The sequence below is a fragment of the Erwinia phyllosphaerae genome (assembly GCF_019132875.1).
GTDB lineage: Bacteria > Pseudomonadota > Gammaproteobacteria > Enterobacterales > Enterobacteriaceae > Erwinia > Erwinia phyllosphaerae.
Window position 1 is genome coordinate 425,895 of the sequence record NZ_JAHSPF010000001.1, and the last position, 14,595, is coordinate 440,489.

Sequence of the window (14,595 nt, forward strand, 5' to 3'; positions counted from 1 at the left end):
CTTTCAGGCGTTTTTCAACATCCAGTCAATTTCCGTCGCGGTGATAAGGCGTTCAAAATGCATCAGTTCATGGTGCTTGCAGCTGTGCCAGACAAAACCGAAACGTTCACCTAACATCTTCTGCAACGGATAGCTTTGCGCAAATTCATACAGCGCGTCGCTTTGCCGCACCGGCAGGGGCAGGCCTTCCGCCTGATGGCCATTGCCCGTTACCGCTGGCGGTAGCGGCAGCTGGTTATCGATACCGTGCAGGATACCCGCCAGCACCGCCGCAACCACCAGATAAGGGTTAGCATCCGCCCCCGCAACACGATATTCCACCCGATGATTTTCCGCTTCGGCACAGGGAATGCGCAGCGCAACGGTACGGTTATTATGTCCCCATGAAGCCTGCAGCGGCACAAAAGCTTCGGGCAGGAAACGACGATAGGCATTAACATTCGGTGCCAGTAGCGCCATCGAGGCCGGCATCAGGTCGATCATGCCTGCCAGCGCGCGCTTGAGCAGCGGCGAATCGCTTCCGTCGTCGGTAATAAACGCGTTATGGTCGGCGGCGTCCAGCAGGCTAACGTGCACGTGCATACCGCTTCCGGCATATTCCTCGTATGGCTTGGCCATAAAAGTCGCGTTCATCCCGTGATTTTCTGCGGTCTGGCGGATCAGGCGCTTAAGCTGTATAGCGTGATCGCAGGCGCTAAGAACGTTGCGGGTGTGATGCAGATTGATTTCAAACTGGCCTGGCGAGGCCTCAGCCAGCGCGCCATCGGTCGGGATGCCCTGCTGTTTAGCGAGCCTGTCGACGTCGTTTAATACTTCAGAGAAGCAGTCAAGGTTATCGACTGAATAGACCTGGCTTTGCCGGTTGCGCTCTTCGCTGCCCGGCGAGCACGGCGGCTGGATATAGCCTTCGGCATCACGCTTTTTATCCACCAGATAGAACTCCAGCTCTACCGCTACCACCGGAAACAATCCCCGATTGCGCAACTGCTGCCAAAGGTGATTCAGGACATTTCGGGGTTCAACGTCAAAGGGAGTACCATCTTGATTACGCATGGTCAATAAAACTTGCGCCAGATGTTGCGGGTCGGCCGCTGAGGGAGTGAGCGTGCCTTCAACCGGGACGCAAAGGTTATCCGGTTCGCCGAGCGCCTGGCCAAGGCCCGCCTCTTCTACCGTGTTGCCCAGAATATCCATTGCAAAGACAGAGGCGGGAAAATAACAGCCTTTTTCCAGCCTGAACAGGTTAGCGACAGGAATGCGCTTACCGCGGAAAACACCATTTAAATCGTTAAGCAGAACATCGACATTTTGCGTTTCAGGATAGCGTTCCAGATAGGCTTCTACTTCATGCTGGAACGCGCTGGTTCGTTTCTCTTCGGTGTGCCTGGTAAAATCTTCTACTTCGACGATATTGGTCATGATGCCGCCCGCCTGTATTGAGTTGTTGAGCATTGCTCAAAATAACCGCCACTCTTCTAACATAGCGCTAACATTTAAGCGCGGCAAATGTTATGAGAAAGATTATTTTTGCGGCAAAATCTTTTGCATATTGTTGCCTGCGCTGTCAGATTGACAATATATTGCACGCGACTGCCCTCCTGACGGCTTTTCTGGTTGATATATCGAACAGGCCGGCCGGGCATTATTTCGAACAACCCATTGATTGACGTACTATTGTGGCAACGGCTGTCGGCAGCCCGTCGACCGCTTAACGGATTTTTTTTAGCCTGCTACAGGCATCACAAGGAATTAAGGCTATGAATGAAGTTTCCCTGGCTCCCGGACGTCGGCTGGCAGAGATCCGGCAGCAACTGGGATTGTCGCAGCGGCGCGTCGCCGAACTGTCCGGCCTGACGCACAGCGCTATCAGTACAATTGAACAGGATAAGGTCAGCCCGGCGGTAAGTACGCTGCAAAAGCTATTAAAGGTATATAACCTTTCGCTGTCCGAATTTTTCTCCGATCCGGTGAAGGTGACGCAGCCGAAAGTGGTGATTGAGGCTGACGAGCTGATTGACATAGGCAGCCAGGGCGTGTCGCTACGGTTGATCCATAACGGCAGGCCCGATCGCACGCTGGCAATGCTGCTGGAAACTTATCAACCTGGCGCAACAACCGGGGAAAAGGTTCGTCATCCGGGTGAGGAAACCGGTACGCTGCTGGAGGGCGAAATCACGCTGACCGTTGATGGGCAAAGCTATCACCTTCATGCGGGTCAGAGCTACGTTATTGATACCGGACATCCTCACAGCTTTACCAATACGTCCACCCAGCCGTGCCGCATTGTCAGCGCGCATACGCCAGCCACGCTATAGCGGCGAGAGGGATTTATGGAACATGTGCCGAGTTATTACGCCGCTACCGTCAATCCACACGATGCCTGGCCTCAGCTTAACGACGATATTCAGTGCGATGTTTGCATTATCGGCGGCGGCTTTACCGGGCTCTCTTCGGCGCTTTTTCTGACCGAAGCGGGTTATGACGTGGTTGTGCTGGAAGCCGCAAAAATTGGTTTCGGCGCCAGCGGGCGTAATGGCGGCCAGGTGGTGAACTCTTACAGCCGCGATATCGACGTTATTGAGAAGCGCTACGGTAAAGAGAGTGCGCAACTGCTGGGCGGCATGATGTTTGAAGGCGCGGCGGTTATCCGCGACAGGATCGATCGCTACGCTATTAGCTGTGATTATCGTCACGGCGCTATTTTTGCCGCGCTCAACCGTCGCCAGCTTGCTCATTTAAAGCAGCAGCACAAGCGCTGGCAGCAGTATGGCAACCATCAGCTTGAACTGCTTGATGAGCTGGGCATCCGGCGGAAGATCGCCAGCGAGCGCTATGTCGGCGGCCTGCTGGATTACAGCGGCGGTCATCTGCATCCGCTGAACCTGGCGCTGGGCGAAGCAGAAGCGATTCGCCGTCATGGTGGCCGCATTTATGAAGAGTCCGAAGTGACGGCCGTTCGCTATGGCGTGCCTCATCTTATCCGTACCCTTAAAGGCAGCGTTACGGCGAAGTACGTGATTTTTGCCGGTAACGCCTACCTTGCGCCGCATCTGGAACCCAGGCTGGCGCGTAAAAGCCTGCCCTGCGGTTCACAAATTATCGCGACTGAACCACTTTCTGCGGATAAAGCGCTCTCTTTACTGCCCGATAATCACTGCGTGGAAGACTGTAACTATCTGCTCGATTATTACCGGCTTACCGCTGACAGAAGGCTGCTATACGGCGGCGGCGTCACCTATGGCGCGCGTACGCCTGGCGACATAGACGGGCTGATTCGCCCAAAGCTGCTAAAAACGTTTCCGCAGCTGGACGGCATCAAATTTGACTATGCCTGGAGCGGCAATTTCCTGCTGACGCTGTCACGAATGCCGCAGGTAGGCCGCCTGGAAAACGGCGTGTTTTATATGCAAGGGGACAGTGGTCACGGCGTGACCTGGACACATCTGGCGGGCAAGCTGGTTTGTGAAGCGTTAAAAGGCGAGCCAAAGCGCTTTGACGCTTTTGCCCGCCTGCCGCATGCGCCCTTCCCTGGCGGCCGCCGCTTACGCATACCTTTAACGGCCCTCGGTGCGGCCTGGTATGCGTTAAGGGATCGGTTGGGGGTTTAACTATATACCCAATGTATTGTTGCATATTGTGCATGCATATCTGACTACTAATCGAATCTATTTGTTTTTCTAAGGTTGATACAAACCTATATTTTCCTCAACCGCTGGAAATGATAGGATCGTTAAAATTTCGCAAAAGGATATGTTATGTGGCAGTTATTTACAAGATATGTATCGGTAGGCGTGCTTAACACGCTGCTTCACTGGCTGACCTTTTCATTGCTTGTGTATGCGCTGGCATGCCCACAATCCTTTGCCAATCTGGTGGCGTTTCTTATTGCTGTCACTTTTAGTTTTATTATCAACGCAAAATGGACGTTTAAAAAGCAGGCGACAAAAAACCGTTATTTCCTGTTTGTCATTTTCATGGGGTCTCTTGCCTGGCTGACGGGATACATTGCCGATCGATTACATTATCCGTTTATCGTCACGCTGGTGGCTTTTTCAGTGATTAGCCTGGTTGCTGGCTTTATATACTCAAAACTGGTTGTTTTCAGGGAAGCTATTTGATGAAAATATCGCTAATTGTACCCGTCTATAATGAAGAAGATGCCATTCCTGTTTTTTATACGGCGGTAAAGAAAGAGCTGGCGCAATATACTCTGGAAATCATTTTTATTAATGATGGTAGTGTAGATAAAACGGCCGATATTGCTGCGGATTTGATGAAGCAGGACAATGCTGTTCAGCTGATAAATTTCACCCGCAATTTTGGCAAAGAACCCGCGCTTTTTGCAGGCCTTGAACATGCTACAGGGGATGTTGTTATTCCGATAGATGTTGATTTGCAGGATCCTGTAGAGGTGATTCCACAGCTTATTGAAAAATGGCAAAACGGCGCGGATGTGGTGCTTGCTAAAAGAATCGATCGTAGCTCTGACGGTCATTTTAAAAGAAAGACAGCCGAATGGTTTTATCATTTACATAATAAAATAAGTACGCCAAAAATTGAAGAGAACGTAGGAGACTTTCGCCTCATTTCACGAGAAGTCGTAGAAAATATTAAGCTGCTGGAAGAACGCAACCTGTTTATGAAAGGGATCCTTAGCTGGGTTGGCGGAAAAACAGATATTGTTGAATATATTCGTGATGAAAGAGTTGCCGGCACGACTAAATTCAATGGCTGGAAGTTATGGAATCTGGCTTTAGAAGGTATTACGTCTTTCTCTACCTTCCCGTTACGCATCTGGACATACCTCGGCCTGTTAGTCGCTTCCTTATCTTTTTTATACGGCGCGTGGATGATCGTGGATAAAATTATTTGGGGTAATGCCGTTAGAGGCTATCCTTCTATCATGGTATCTATTCTGTTTCTTGGCGGCGTTCAACTTATTGGCATTGGCGTGCTGGGTGAATATATAGGTCGCATCTATATAGAAGTAAAAAGAAGACCAAAATATATAAAAGCGAAGAGAAAATCTGATAACTCATCAGACTTTATGCAATGATAATTTAAAGCTTTAGCTGGCAAATCTGAACGCTATGATTTGCCAGCTACACATTCCTTAACTCAGCGGCATTTTGCCAGCTACACATTCCTTAGCTCAGCGGCATTTTGCCCGGGTCCGGATAGCGATAGGTGAAACCAAGCTCGCGACAGATCCGGCTGCCATCGATAATTTTACCGCTGCTCTCGTTCTCTTCCTGACGGAAGGTCGGCGGCGTCAGGCCCAGCTGGCGAGCAACCGCCGGATAAAACGTTTCGCGTGGCGGATGTTCCGGCGCACTCAGATTATAAGTACGTCCCCCGTTGCCGCTTTCCAGTAACAAGGTTATAGCCTCGATCACATCTTCCAGATGCACCAGGTTGACGCCGTGCGACCCGTCACTTAACTCTGTTTTACCTGCCAGGAAACGTCCAGGATGCCTTTGCGGCCCCACCAGCCCGGAAAGACGCAGAATATCGACAGAGGTATTGGGTAGCTCATGCAGCCACTTTTCCAGCTCGGCCAGCGTTTTTCCGGCTACGGTAACGGGTTCCAGCGGGCTGTCTTCGTTCATCTCCGCGCTACCTGCCCCGTAAACAGAGGTTGAACTGGTAAAAATAATCCGCGGCACGCCTGCTGCCAGCGCGCTGTCTACTATCTGCTGTACCGCCAGCAGATAATTTTCGCCGCCTTGCGCCGTGCGGCTGGCAGGCAAAGTAATCACTAAGGCATCAACGTTAAGCAGTTCGTTGAGATCGTCCGCGTCGCAGTTAAGCTCCGGCGTTAACGTCAACAGACAGCTTGCCAGCCCGCACATTCGCGCCGCCTCTACGCCATCCTCGGTGGTTTTGCTGCCGGTAACAAACCAGCCTCTGGCCGTCAGCGCTAATCCCAACGGCATTCCCAGCCAGCCCAGTCCTACAATTGCCACTTTTTTCATTTTTCGGCTTCCTGACCTTTTCACTATGTCACTCAAATTACGCCAGCCTTGCGTCAACAACAATCGCCCGCCTCTTTTTATCTGTCAGGAATGATAAAAAAGTGTTGCGTCGGTCATTTGTCCTGGGTTAGGTTATTGGTCACGAAATGAATAATCATTCAACCAAATTTGAGATTTCTATGACACGCGTTCAGTTCAACCATCATCATCACCATCACCCTGACTAGTCTTTCAGGCGATGTGTGCTGGAAGACATTCAGATCTTCCAGTGGTGCAGAACGCAAAAAAAGCCCCCGGAAGATCGCCTTCCGGGGGCTTTTTTTATGGGCGAACGCCCGGCCCTGAATGGATGAACGGCGAGAAGCAGTTAAATCGAACAGACAGGAAAAAGGATAAGCACCGATGTTAGATAATAAACGTTTACGCATAGCTATGCAGAAATCAGGCCGTTTAAGCGATGATTCACGCGAACTGCTGGCCCGCTGCGGCATTAAAATCAACCTGCAACAGCAGCGCCTGATCGCCTTCGCCGAGAACATGCCGATCGATATCCTGCGCGTGCGTGATGACGATATCCCAGGCCTGGTGATGGATGGCGTGGTTGACCTGGGCATCATCGGTGAAAACGTGCTGGAAGAAGAGCTGCTGACCCGTCGCGCTCAGGGTGAAGATCCACGCTACTCCACGCTGCGTCGTCTTGATTTTGGCGGCTGTCGTCTGTCGCTGGCCATGTCGGTTGATGATGACTATACCGGCCCGCAGTGTCTGCAAAACGCCCGTATCGCTACGTCTTATCCTCACCTGTTAAAGAAATACCTGGATAAACAAGGCGTTTCTTTTAAATCCTGTTTGCTGAACGGCTCCGTCGAAGTGGCTCCGCGTGCCGGTCTGGCCGATGCCATTTGCGACCTGGTTTCTACTGGCGCAACGCTGGAAGCCAACGGCCTGCGTGAAGTGGAAGTGATTTACCGTTCTAAAGCCTGTCTGATTCAGCGCGATGGCGAAATGCCTGCCGCCAAACAGGAGCTGATCGACAAGCTGATGACCCGCATCCAGGGCGTGATCCAGGCGCGCGAATCCAAATACATTATGCTGCACGCGCCGAGCGAGCGGCTGGAAGATATTATTTCCCTGCTGCCGGGCGCGGAACGTCCTACCGTCCTGCCGCTGGCGGGCGACAAGAGCCGTGTCGCCATGCATATGGTCAGTAGCGAAACGCTGTTCTGGGAAACGATGGAGAAACTGAAAGCGCTGGGCGCCAGCTCCATTCTCGTGTTGCCGATTGAGAAGATGATGGAGTAAGCGATGAGCTCTTTGGTTCCGATTAACTGGCAGGATTGCAGCACAGAGCAGCAAAAAGCGCTGCTGATGCGCCCGGCTATTTCCGCCTCGGAAAACATCACCACCAGCGTTCGTGCAATTCTGGAAAAGGTAAAAGCGGAAGGCGATGCCGCACTGCGCTACTACAGCGCCGCTTTTGATAAAGCCGAGATCGACACGCTGCGCGTCACCAGCGAGCAGATTGAGGCGGCTTCCGGCCGCCTTGGCGATGAAGTAAAACAGGCGATGGCCGTGGCGGTGGCAAATATTGATAAGTTTCACCAGGCGCAAAAACTGCCGGTTATCGATATTGAAACCCAGCCGGGCGTGCGCTGTCAGCAGATTACCCGTCCGGTAGCCAGCGTAGGGCTTTATATTCCCGGCGGTTCGGCCCCGCTCTTTTCGACCGTCCTGATGCTGGCGACGCCTGCCCGTATCGCGGGCTGCAAGCGTGTGGTGCTCTGCTCGCCGCCACCAATTGCCGACGAAATTTTATATGCGGCAAAGCTGTGCGGCGTGCAGGAAGTTTTCCAGGTTGGCGGCGCGCAGGCCATTGCCGCGCTGGCGCTGGGTACCGAGTCAGTGCCGAAAGTCGATAAAATTTTCGGTCCGGGCAACGCTTACGTTACCGAAGCTAAACGTCAGGTAAGCCAGCGTCTGGACGGTGCGGCCATCGATATGCCCGCCGGGCCTTCCGAAGTGCTGGTGATTGCCGATGCGGAAGCCACGCCGGATTTTGTCGCCTCCGATCTGCTTTCCCAGGCCGAACACGGGCCGGATTCGCAGGTTATTCTACTGACGCCTTCAAAACCTATGGCCGAAGCGGTTGCCGCTGCGGTAGAAAAGCAGCTGGCCGAGCTGCCGCGTGCAGAAACGGCGCGCAAAGCACTTTCCGCCAGCCGTCTGATTGTGGCCAAAGACCTGGCGCAGTGCGTGGAAATCAGCAATCTTTACGGGCCGGAGCACCTGATTATTCAGACTCGCCAGGCGCGCGATCTGGTTGACGACATTACCAGCGCCGGCTCGGTCTTCCTCGGCGACTGGTCACCGGAGTCCGCGGGCGATTACGCTTCCGGCACTAATCACGTACTGCCTACCTATGGCTTTACGGCGACCTGTTCCAGCCTGGGGCTGGCTGACTTCCAGAAACGGATGACGGTGCAGGAACTGACCAGACAGGGCTTTATGGATCTGGCGCCTACTATTGAAATCCTGGCGGCGGCAGAGCAGCTTACCGCCCACAAAAACGCCGTCACTCTGCGCGTTGCCGCGCTGAAGGAGAAGCCATGAGCATTGAAAATTTAGCCCGCGCCAACGTTCGCCAGCTGACGCCTTACCAGTCTGCCCGCCGTCTTGGCGGCAACGGTGACGTCTGGCTGAACGCCAACGAGTATCCGCTGGCGGTGCCGTTTGAGCTGAGCCAGCAGACGCTGAACCGCTATCCGGAATGCCAGCCCAAAGCGGTCATTGAACGCTATGCGGCTTACGCTGGCCTGCAACCCGATCAGGTACTAACCTGCCGTGGCGCGGACGAAGGCATCGAACTGCTGATGCGCGCTTTCTGCGAGCCGGGCAAAGACGCCGTGCTGTTCTGTCCGCCAACTTACGGCATGTATAGCGTCAGTGCGGAAACGCTGGGCGTAGAGTATCGCACCGTAGCCGCGCGGGATGGCTGGCAGCTGAATCTACCTGCTATTGCCGACCAGCTTGATGGCGTAAAGCTGGTTTACGTTTGCAGCCCGAACAACCCGACCGCGAATCTGGTCAATCCTGAAGATATCCGTCAGCTGCTGGAGATGACGCGCGGCAAAGCGCTGGTCGTAGCCGACGAAGCCTATATTGAGTTCTGCGCCGAAGCCACGCTCACGGGCTGGCTGGCGGAATATCCTCACCTGGTTATTCTGCGCACGCTGTCCAAAGCTTTCGCGCTGGCCGGACTGCGCTGCGGCTTTACGCTGGCTAACGCCGAGGTTATCGCGCTGCTGCTGAAAGTTATCGCGCCTTATCCGCTTGCCACGCCGGTGGCCGATATTGCCGCGCAGGCGTTAAGCGAGCAAGGCCTGACATTAATGAGGGAGCACGTTAAAGAAGTGCTGGCCACGCGTGAAAAGTTAATCCGCGAGCTAGGCCAGTGCAGCTGCGTGGAAGAGGTTTTCCCCAGCGAGACTAACTACGTGCTGGCCCGCTTCACCGACTCAGGCCAGGTCTTTAAATCCTTATGGGATCAGGGCATTATCCTGCGTGACCAGAATAAACAGCCGGGGCTGTCGGGCTGTCTGCGCATCACCATCGGCACCCGTGAAGAGTGCGATCGCGTTATTTCCGCGCTGCAAAAGCTGCCGGGCGCGTCATCTATGGAGCAAGCATGAGTCAGAAAGTTCTTTTTATCGATCGCGACGGCACGATTATCTCCGAGCCGCCGGAAGATTATCAGGTAGACCGTATGGAGAAGCTGGCCTTCGAGCCGGACGTAATCCCTGCCCTGCTGGCGCTGCAAGGTGCGGGCTATCGGCTGGTGATGATCACCAACCAGGACGGTCTGGGCACCGACAGTTTTCCGCAGGCCGACTTTGATGGCCCGCATCGGCTAATGATGCAGGTGTTAAATTCTCAGGGCGTGCAGTTTGACGACGTGCTGATCTGCCCGCATTTGCCGGAAGACAACTGCGACTGCCGCAAGCCAAAAACCAAACTGGTGACGGCATGGCTGGCGGACGGCGCGCTGGATACCGCTAACAGCTATGTCATTGGCGATCGCACTACCGATCTGCAGCTGGCCAGCAATATGGGTATTCAGGGCCTGCACTATTCGCAAAATGGTCTTACCTGGTCGGCGATTCAGCAGCAGCTGACCAAACGCGATCGTCACGCGCTGGTCAATCGCCACACTAAAGAGACACAGATTAAAGTCGAAGTCTGGCTGGATCGCGAGGGCAACAGCCAGTTCAATACCGGCGTCGGCTTTTTTGACCACATGCTGGATCAGATCGCCACGCACGGCGGCTTCCGCATGAATATTGAAGTGAAAGGCGATCTTTATATCGACGATCACCACACGGTAGAAGATACCGGTCTGGCACTGGGCGAGGCGCTGCTGAAGGCGCTGGGCGACAAGCGCGGCATTGGCCGTTTTGGTTTTGTCCTGCCGATGGACGAATGCCTTGCACGCTGCGCGCTGGATATTTCCGGCCGCCCGCATCTTGAGTACAAGGCGGAATTTAACTATCAGCGCGTGGGCGATTTAAGCACGGAAATGGTAGAGCACTTCTTCCGCTCGCTCTCTTACACCATGGCCAGCACCCTGCACCTGAAAACCAAAGGTAAAAACGATCATCACCGCGTGGAAAGCCTGTTTAAAGCCTTTGGCCGCACGCTGCGTCAGGCGATCCGCGTAGAAGGCAATACCCTCCCCAGCTCGAAAGGAGTGCTGTGATGAATGTGGTCATCCTTGATACCGGCTGCGCTAACCTTTCCTCCGTTAAGTGGGCGATTCAGCGACTGGGTTACGAGCCGCAGGTCAGCCGCGAAGCGGACGTAGTACTGCAAGCCGACAAACTGCTGCTGCCGGGCGTCGGCACGGCTCAGGCGGCGATGGATCAGCTGCGCGAACGTGAGCTGATTGAACTGATAAAAGCCTGTACCCAGCCGGTATTAGGTATTTGCCTGGGTATGCAGCTGCTGGGCTCGCTTAGTGAGGAAAGCAACGGCGTCACCACGCTGGGCATTATCGACCGGCCGGTGCAGAAGATGAACGATCATGGCCTGCCGCTGCCGCACATGGGCTGGAACCAGATTACTGCTCAGGCGGGCAACCATCTGTTTCGCGGCATTGCCGACGGCGCGTATTTCTATTTTGTGCATAGCTACGCGATGCCGGTGAACGAGTTCACCATCGCTCAGTGCAACTATGGCGAGCCTTTTACCGCTGCGGTGCAAAAAGATAACTTCTTTGGCGTACAGTTTCACCCGGAGCGCTCCGGCGCGGCTGGCGCGCAGCTGCTGAAAAATTTTCTGGAGATGTAAGTGATCATTCCCGCACTAGATTTAATAGAAGGAAAAGTGGTCCGGCTGCATCAGGGCGATTATGGCCAGCAGCGCGACTACGGCAGCGATCCTTTGCCGCGCTTACAGGATTATCAGGCCCAGGGTGCGGAAGTCCTGCACCTGGTCGACTTAACCGGCGCGAAAGATCCGGCCGCGCGCCAGATCCCACTGCTGAAAAAATTGCTGGCGGGCGTAAGCGTGCCGGTGCAGGTTGGCGGCGGCATTCGCACTAAGGATGACGTAGAGGCGCTGCTGGAAGCTGGCGCCACGCGCGTGGTGGTCGGCTCTACGGCGGTAAAAGAGCCGCAGGAAGTGCAAAACTGGTTCAGGCAATATGGTGCAGAAGCGATCGTGCTGGCGCTGGACGTGCGTATCAATGCCAGCAACCGTAAAGAAGTGGCTATCAGCGGCTGGCAGGAAGCGGCGGGCGTAACGCTGGAGGAAGTGATTGAGCAGTTTCAGCCGTATGGCCTGAAGCACGTTCTTTGTACCGATATTTCCCGCGACGGCACGCTACAGGGATCTAACGTCGGATTATATCGCGAGGTTTCAGCCCTTTATCCACACATCGCCTTTCAGTCATCCGGCGGCATCGGTTCGCTGGACGATATTCGCGCGCTGCGCGGCTGCGGTGCCCAAGGCGTGATTGTTGGTCGCGCTTTACTGGAAGGTAAATTTAACGTTTCGGAGGCGATAACATGCTGGCAAAACGGATAATCCCCTGTCTGGACGTTCGCGACGGCCAGGTGGTTAAAGGCGTGCAGTTCCGTAATCATGAAATCATTGGCGATATCGTACCGCTGGCACAGCGTTATGCGCAGGAAGGCGCGGACGAGCTGGTTTTTTATGATATCACCGCCTCTTCGGCTAATCGCGTGGTCGATAAAAGCTGGGTAGCGCGCGTGGCGGAAGTGATCGATATTCCTTTCTGCGTGGCTGGCGGCATTAAGTCTGCGGAAGATGCCGCGCAAATTCTCTCCTTCGGCGCGGATAAAATCTCTATCAATTCTCCGGCGCTGGCCGATCCTGAACTGATTACGCGCCTTGCCGATCGCTTCGGAGTGCAGTGTATCGTGGTCGGTATTGATACCTGGTATGACAGCGAAAGCGGCAAATACCATGTGAATCAGTACACCGGCGACGAAGCGCGTACCCGGGTAACCACGTGGGAAACGCTGGACTGGGTAGAAGAAGTACAAAGACGCGGCGCGGGTGAAATCGTTTTAAATATGATGAACCAGGACGGCGTACGTAACGGTTACGATCTGACTCAGCTGCAAAAAGTACGCGCCGTCTGTAAAGTGCCGCTGATTGCTTCCGGCGGCGCGGGCACGATGGAGCACTTTTATGAGGCTTTCCGTGATGCCGATGTGGATGGCGCGCTGGCCGCTTCCGTGTTCCATAAGCAGATTATCAACATTGGCGAGCTGAAGGCATTTTTGCTCGACAAAGGCGTGGAGATTCGTACGTGTTAACAGAACAGCAGCTATCCCAACTCGACTGGCAAAAAACCGACGGCATGATGCCGGCTATCGTGCAGCACGCCGTTTCCGGCGAAGTATTGATGCACGGCTATATGAACCAGCAGGCGCTGGCGAAAACGCTGGAAATCGGCAAGGTCACCTTTTGGTCGCGTACTAAACAACGTCTGTGGACCAAAGGTGAAACTTCCGAACATTTCCTGAACGTGGTCAGCATTACGCCGGACTGTGATAACGATACGCTGCTGGTGCTGGCTAATCCGGTTGGCCCAACCTGCCATCGCGGCACCTCAAGCTGCTTCTCGCCTGCCGCCGCCGACTGGACATTCCTCTATCAGTTAGAGCAGCTTCTGGCCGAACGTAAACATGCCGATCCGAAAAGCTCCTACACCGCCAGCCTGTACGCCAGCGGCACCAAGCGTATCGCGCAGAAAGTGGGAGAAGAAGGCGTGGAAACCGCGCTGGCCGCGACGGTGAACGACCGCTTTGAGTTGACTAATGAGGCTTCGGATCTGGTTTATCACCTGCTGGTGCTGCTTCAGGATCAGGATTTAAACCTGAGTGCGGTAATAGAGAATCTGCGCCAGCGCCATAAGTAATAAAGACAGGCCGGGAAACCGGCTTTTTTATTAAGGAAAAGGGATGAGCACTTTCGATAAGCTAACCGCTTTACTGGACAGCCACCAGGCGCGTTATCAGGTCATGGAGCATGAGCCGACGGGCAAGTGTGAAGAAGTAGCGGCGATTCGCGGCACCGCCGTGGGCCAGGGAGCAAAAGCGCTGGTCTGTCACGTCAAAGGTAACGGCATCAAACAATACGTGCTGGCGGTGCTGCCCGCAGACCAACAGGCGGACTTAGGCAAAGTGGCGCAGGCTGTTGGCGGTCTGCGCGCCTCGCTGGCCAGTCCGGCAGAAGTAGACCGGCTAACCGGCTGCGTATTTGGTGCGATCCCGCCGTTTAGCTTTCATGACGAGCTACAGGTGGTGGTCGATCCGACACTCTGCGAGCGCAATAGCGAAATTGCGTTCAACGCTGGCCTGCTGGAAAAGTCGATGGTGTTGGATGCACGGGATTATCAGCGGATTTGTCGATTTGAGCCAGCGGAGATACTGAGATAGTTTTGCTGTCATTATTCAGGTGCTTAGCCTTAAATCTTATCTAAAGAGTTTTCGCTACCCTTCCCCTCATCTCAGCGCATTTGAAAAAATAAGCCGTACATGCAATAAGAGATGATCCGCAGCCAGTGTGGAGGCGGCTCAAGAGGAAGTGTGATGAAAATTTCTTCTCCTGAACAACGAGCGGCGGCAATCGAAACCGTTCTGCAAAAATTCCCTGGCTGGTCTGAAGGATCCAGACAGCGGCTAAGGAACCTTAGCGATATTAGCTGGAACAGTAGCAGTAGCTCTACGGTTGCTTTCACTTATCAGCCCGGTTCGCTCTCTATCCTGTTCCAGCTTACCGGCAATCTTACTAACGTGTTTAAAGGCCAGGCTCCGGATACGTTAAGTCCGGATATAACAGGTACGGGTGGAAGCGGCTCGCTGGATTTTGATGATTTAGCTGAGCTGATGACTTCTGGCACCGAGTTTCATATTTTTCCAAATGCCGATCAGGCTCCCTCGCAGCAAAACTTAGTGATTCTGTTTTGCGATAGCAGCTACCTGTACGGCCTGTTCACCTACTCGGGGTTACCTTCGATAGAAGGTGATGCGGTTGAGGGAACCGGTACATGGAGTTAAGCCAAAAAAAAACCCCACAAACGTGGGGTTTAGCG

General features: G+C 54.0%; 17 protein-coding genes and 1 other annotated feature. Of the genes, 15 read left to right on the top strand and 2 right to left on the bottom strand.

The features are described from left to right. Positions 1–3 precede the first annotated feature (3 nt). Positions 4–1,422, bottom strand: coding sequence for a glutamine synthetase family protein (locus KUE00_RS01875; RefSeq protein ID WP_246758072.1), 1,419 nt, complete (start codon positions 1,420–1,422; stop codon positions 4–6). A 335-nt stretch (positions 1,423–1,757) separates the two neighbouring features. Between KUE00_RS01875 and puuR the strand changes: the two genes are divergently transcribed. The 4 genes from puuR to KUE00_RS01895 all read left to right on the top strand — a co-directional run bounded on the left by puuR (position 1,758) and on the right by KUE00_RS01895 (position 5,056). Then, positions 1,758–2,315, top strand: coding sequence for an HTH-type transcriptional regulator PuuR (gene puuR / locus KUE00_RS01880; RefSeq protein ID WP_246757789.1), 558 nt, complete (start codon positions 1,758–1,760; stop codon positions 2,313–2,315). Positions 2,316–2,330: 15 nt separating this feature from the next. Then, the gene (locus KUE00_RS01885; RefSeq protein WP_246757790.1) at positions 2,331–3,608 is read left to right on the top strand and encodes an NAD(P)/FAD-dependent oxidoreductase; all 1,278 of its coding nucleotides are present in this window, start codon (positions 2,331–2,333) and stop codon (positions 3,606–3,608) included. A gap of 147 nt (positions 3,609–3,755) precedes the next feature. Then, positions 3,756–4,118: a GtrA family protein gene (locus KUE00_RS01890; protein ID WP_246757791.1), complete on the top strand. Its 363-nt coding sequence runs from the start codon at positions 3,756–3,758 to the stop codon at positions 4,116–4,118. Continuing rightward, positions 4,118–5,056 carry a glycosyltransferase family 2 protein gene (locus tag KUE00_RS01895; protein ID WP_246757792.1) on the top strand — a complete coding sequence of 313 codons (939 nt, stop codon included), beginning with the start codon at positions 4,118–4,120 and terminating at the stop codon, positions 5,054–5,056. Before KUE00_RS01890 ends, KUE00_RS01895 begins: the two co-directional genes overlap by 1 nt. A gap of 91 nt (positions 5,057–5,147) precedes the next feature. On the opposite strand, the gene KUE00_RS01900 is transcribed toward KUE00_RS01895, so the two are convergent. Beyond that, the gene (locus tag KUE00_RS01900) at positions 5,148–5,975 is read right to left on the bottom strand and encodes an SDR family oxidoreductase (protein WP_246757793.1); all 828 of its coding nucleotides are present in this window, start codon (positions 5,973–5,975) and stop codon (positions 5,148–5,150) included. A gap of 179 nt (positions 5,976–6,154) precedes the next feature. On the opposite strand from KUE00_RS01900, the gene hisL reads away from it, so the two are divergent. From hisL to KUE00_RS01955, 11 genes are all read left to right on the top strand, one after another. After that, positions 6,155–6,202, top strand: coding sequence for a his operon leader peptide (gene hisL / locus KUE00_RS01905; protein WP_100396937.1), 48 nt, complete (start codon positions 6,155–6,157; stop codon positions 6,200–6,202). After that, positions 6,178–6,299 (top strand) — a sequence feature (His leader region). Its footprint overlaps the gene before it by 25 nt. 78 nt (positions 6,300–6,377) lie before the next feature. Continuing rightward, positions 6,378–7,277, top strand: coding sequence for an ATP phosphoribosyltransferase (gene hisG / locus KUE00_RS01910; protein WP_246757794.1), 900 nt, complete (start codon positions 6,378–6,380; stop codon positions 7,275–7,277). A 3-nt stretch (positions 7,278–7,280) separates the two neighbouring features. Then, a complete protein-coding gene (gene hisD / locus KUE00_RS01915; RefSeq protein WP_246757795.1) occupies positions 7,281–8,585 on the top strand; it encodes a histidinol dehydrogenase in 1,305 nt (434 codons plus the stop codon). Then, a complete protein-coding gene (hisC, locus tag KUE00_RS01920) occupies positions 8,582–9,664 on the top strand; it encodes a histidinol-phosphate transaminase (protein WP_246757796.1) in 1,083 nt (360 codons plus the stop codon). Before hisD ends, hisC begins: the two co-directional genes overlap by 4 nt. Further along, entirely contained in the window at positions 9,661–10,728 is a 1,068-nt protein-coding gene (gene hisB, locus KUE00_RS01925; protein WP_246757797.1) for a bifunctional histidinol-phosphatase/imidazoleglycerol-phosphate dehydratase HisB, read from the top strand. The genes hisC and hisB overlap by 4 nt, the downstream gene beginning before the upstream one ends. Next, positions 10,728–11,318, top strand: coding sequence for an imidazole glycerol phosphate synthase subunit HisH (gene hisH, locus KUE00_RS01930; RefSeq protein WP_246757798.1), 591 nt, complete (start codon positions 10,728–10,730; stop codon positions 11,316–11,318). The genes hisB and hisH overlap by 1 nt, the downstream gene beginning before the upstream one ends. Further along, on the top strand, positions 11,319–12,056 hold the full coding sequence (hisA, locus tag KUE00_RS01935) for a 1-(5-phosphoribosyl)-5-[(5-phosphoribosylamino)methylideneamino]imidazole-4-carboxamide isomerase (RefSeq protein WP_246757799.1): 738 nt from the start codon (positions 11,319–11,321) through the stop codon (positions 12,054–12,056). Then, positions 12,038–12,814, top strand: coding sequence for an imidazole glycerol phosphate synthase subunit HisF (gene hisF, locus KUE00_RS01940; protein ID WP_246757800.1), 777 nt, complete (start codon positions 12,038–12,040; stop codon positions 12,812–12,814). Before hisA ends, hisF begins: the two co-directional genes overlap by 19 nt. Beyond that, positions 12,808–13,419: a bifunctional phosphoribosyl-AMP cyclohydrolase/phosphoribosyl-ATP diphosphatase HisIE gene (gene hisIE, locus KUE00_RS01945; protein ID WP_246757801.1), complete on the top strand. Its 612-nt coding sequence runs from the start codon at positions 12,808–12,810 to the stop codon at positions 13,417–13,419. The genes hisF and hisIE overlap by 7 nt, the downstream gene beginning before the upstream one ends. Before the next feature lie 43 nt (positions 13,420–13,462). Continuing rightward, on the top strand, positions 13,463–13,939 hold the full coding sequence (locus KUE00_RS01950; protein WP_246757802.1) for a YbaK/prolyl-tRNA synthetase associated domain-containing protein: 477 nt from the start codon (positions 13,463–13,465) through the stop codon (positions 13,937–13,939). A gap of 153 nt (positions 13,940–14,092) precedes the next feature. After that, positions 14,093–14,560 (top strand): hypothetical protein, encoded by a 468-nt coding sequence (locus KUE00_RS01955; protein ID WP_246757803.1) that lies wholly within the window; start codon positions 14,093–14,095, stop codon positions 14,558–14,560. Positions 14,561–14,595 lie beyond the last annotated feature (35 nt).

Bases quoted from the DNA above. Each gene is read 5' to 3' on its own strand.
- puuR (WP_246757789.1), top strand. From the start codon at position 1,758: ATGAATGAAGTTTCCCTGGCTCCCGGACGTCGGCTGGCAGAGATCCGG.
- KUE00_RS01885 (WP_246757790.1), top strand. From the start codon at position 2,331: ATGGAACATGTGCCGAGTTATTACGCCGCTACCGTCAATCCACACGAT.
- KUE00_RS01890 (WP_246757791.1), top strand. From the start codon at position 3,756: ATGTGGCAGTTATTTACAAGATATGTATCGGTAGGCGTGCTTAACACG.
- KUE00_RS01895 (WP_246757792.1), top strand. From the start codon at position 4,118: ATGAAAATATCGCTAATTGTACCCGTCTATAATGAAGAAGATGCCATT.
- KUE00_RS01900 (WP_246757793.1), bottom strand. From the start codon at position 5,975: ATGAAAAAAGTGGCAATTGTAGGACTGGGCTGGCTGGGAATGCCGTTG.
- hisG (WP_246757794.1), top strand. From the start codon at position 6,378: ATGTTAGATAATAAACGTTTACGCATAGCTATGCAGAAATCAGGCCGT.
- hisD (WP_246757795.1), top strand. From the start codon at position 7,281: ATGAGCTCTTTGGTTCCGATTAACTGGCAGGATTGCAGCACAGAGCAG.
- hisC (WP_246757796.1), top strand. From the start codon at position 8,582: ATGAGCATTGAAAATTTAGCCCGCGCCAACGTTCGCCAGCTGACGCCT.
- hisB (WP_246757797.1), top strand. From the start codon at position 9,661: ATGAGTCAGAAAGTTCTTTTTATCGATCGCGACGGCACGATTATCTCC.
- hisH (WP_246757798.1), top strand. From the start codon at position 10,728: ATGAATGTGGTCATCCTTGATACCGGCTGCGCTAACCTTTCCTCCGTT.
- hisF (WP_246757800.1), top strand. From the start codon at position 12,038: ATGCTGGCAAAACGGATAATCCCCTGTCTGGACGTTCGCGACGGCCAG.
- KUE00_RS01950 (WP_246757802.1), top strand. From the start codon at position 13,463: ATGAGCACTTTCGATAAGCTAACCGCTTTACTGGACAGCCACCAGGCG.
- KUE00_RS01955 (WP_246757803.1), top strand. From the start codon at position 14,093: ATGAAAATTTCTTCTCCTGAACAACGAGCGGCGGCAATCGAAACCGTT.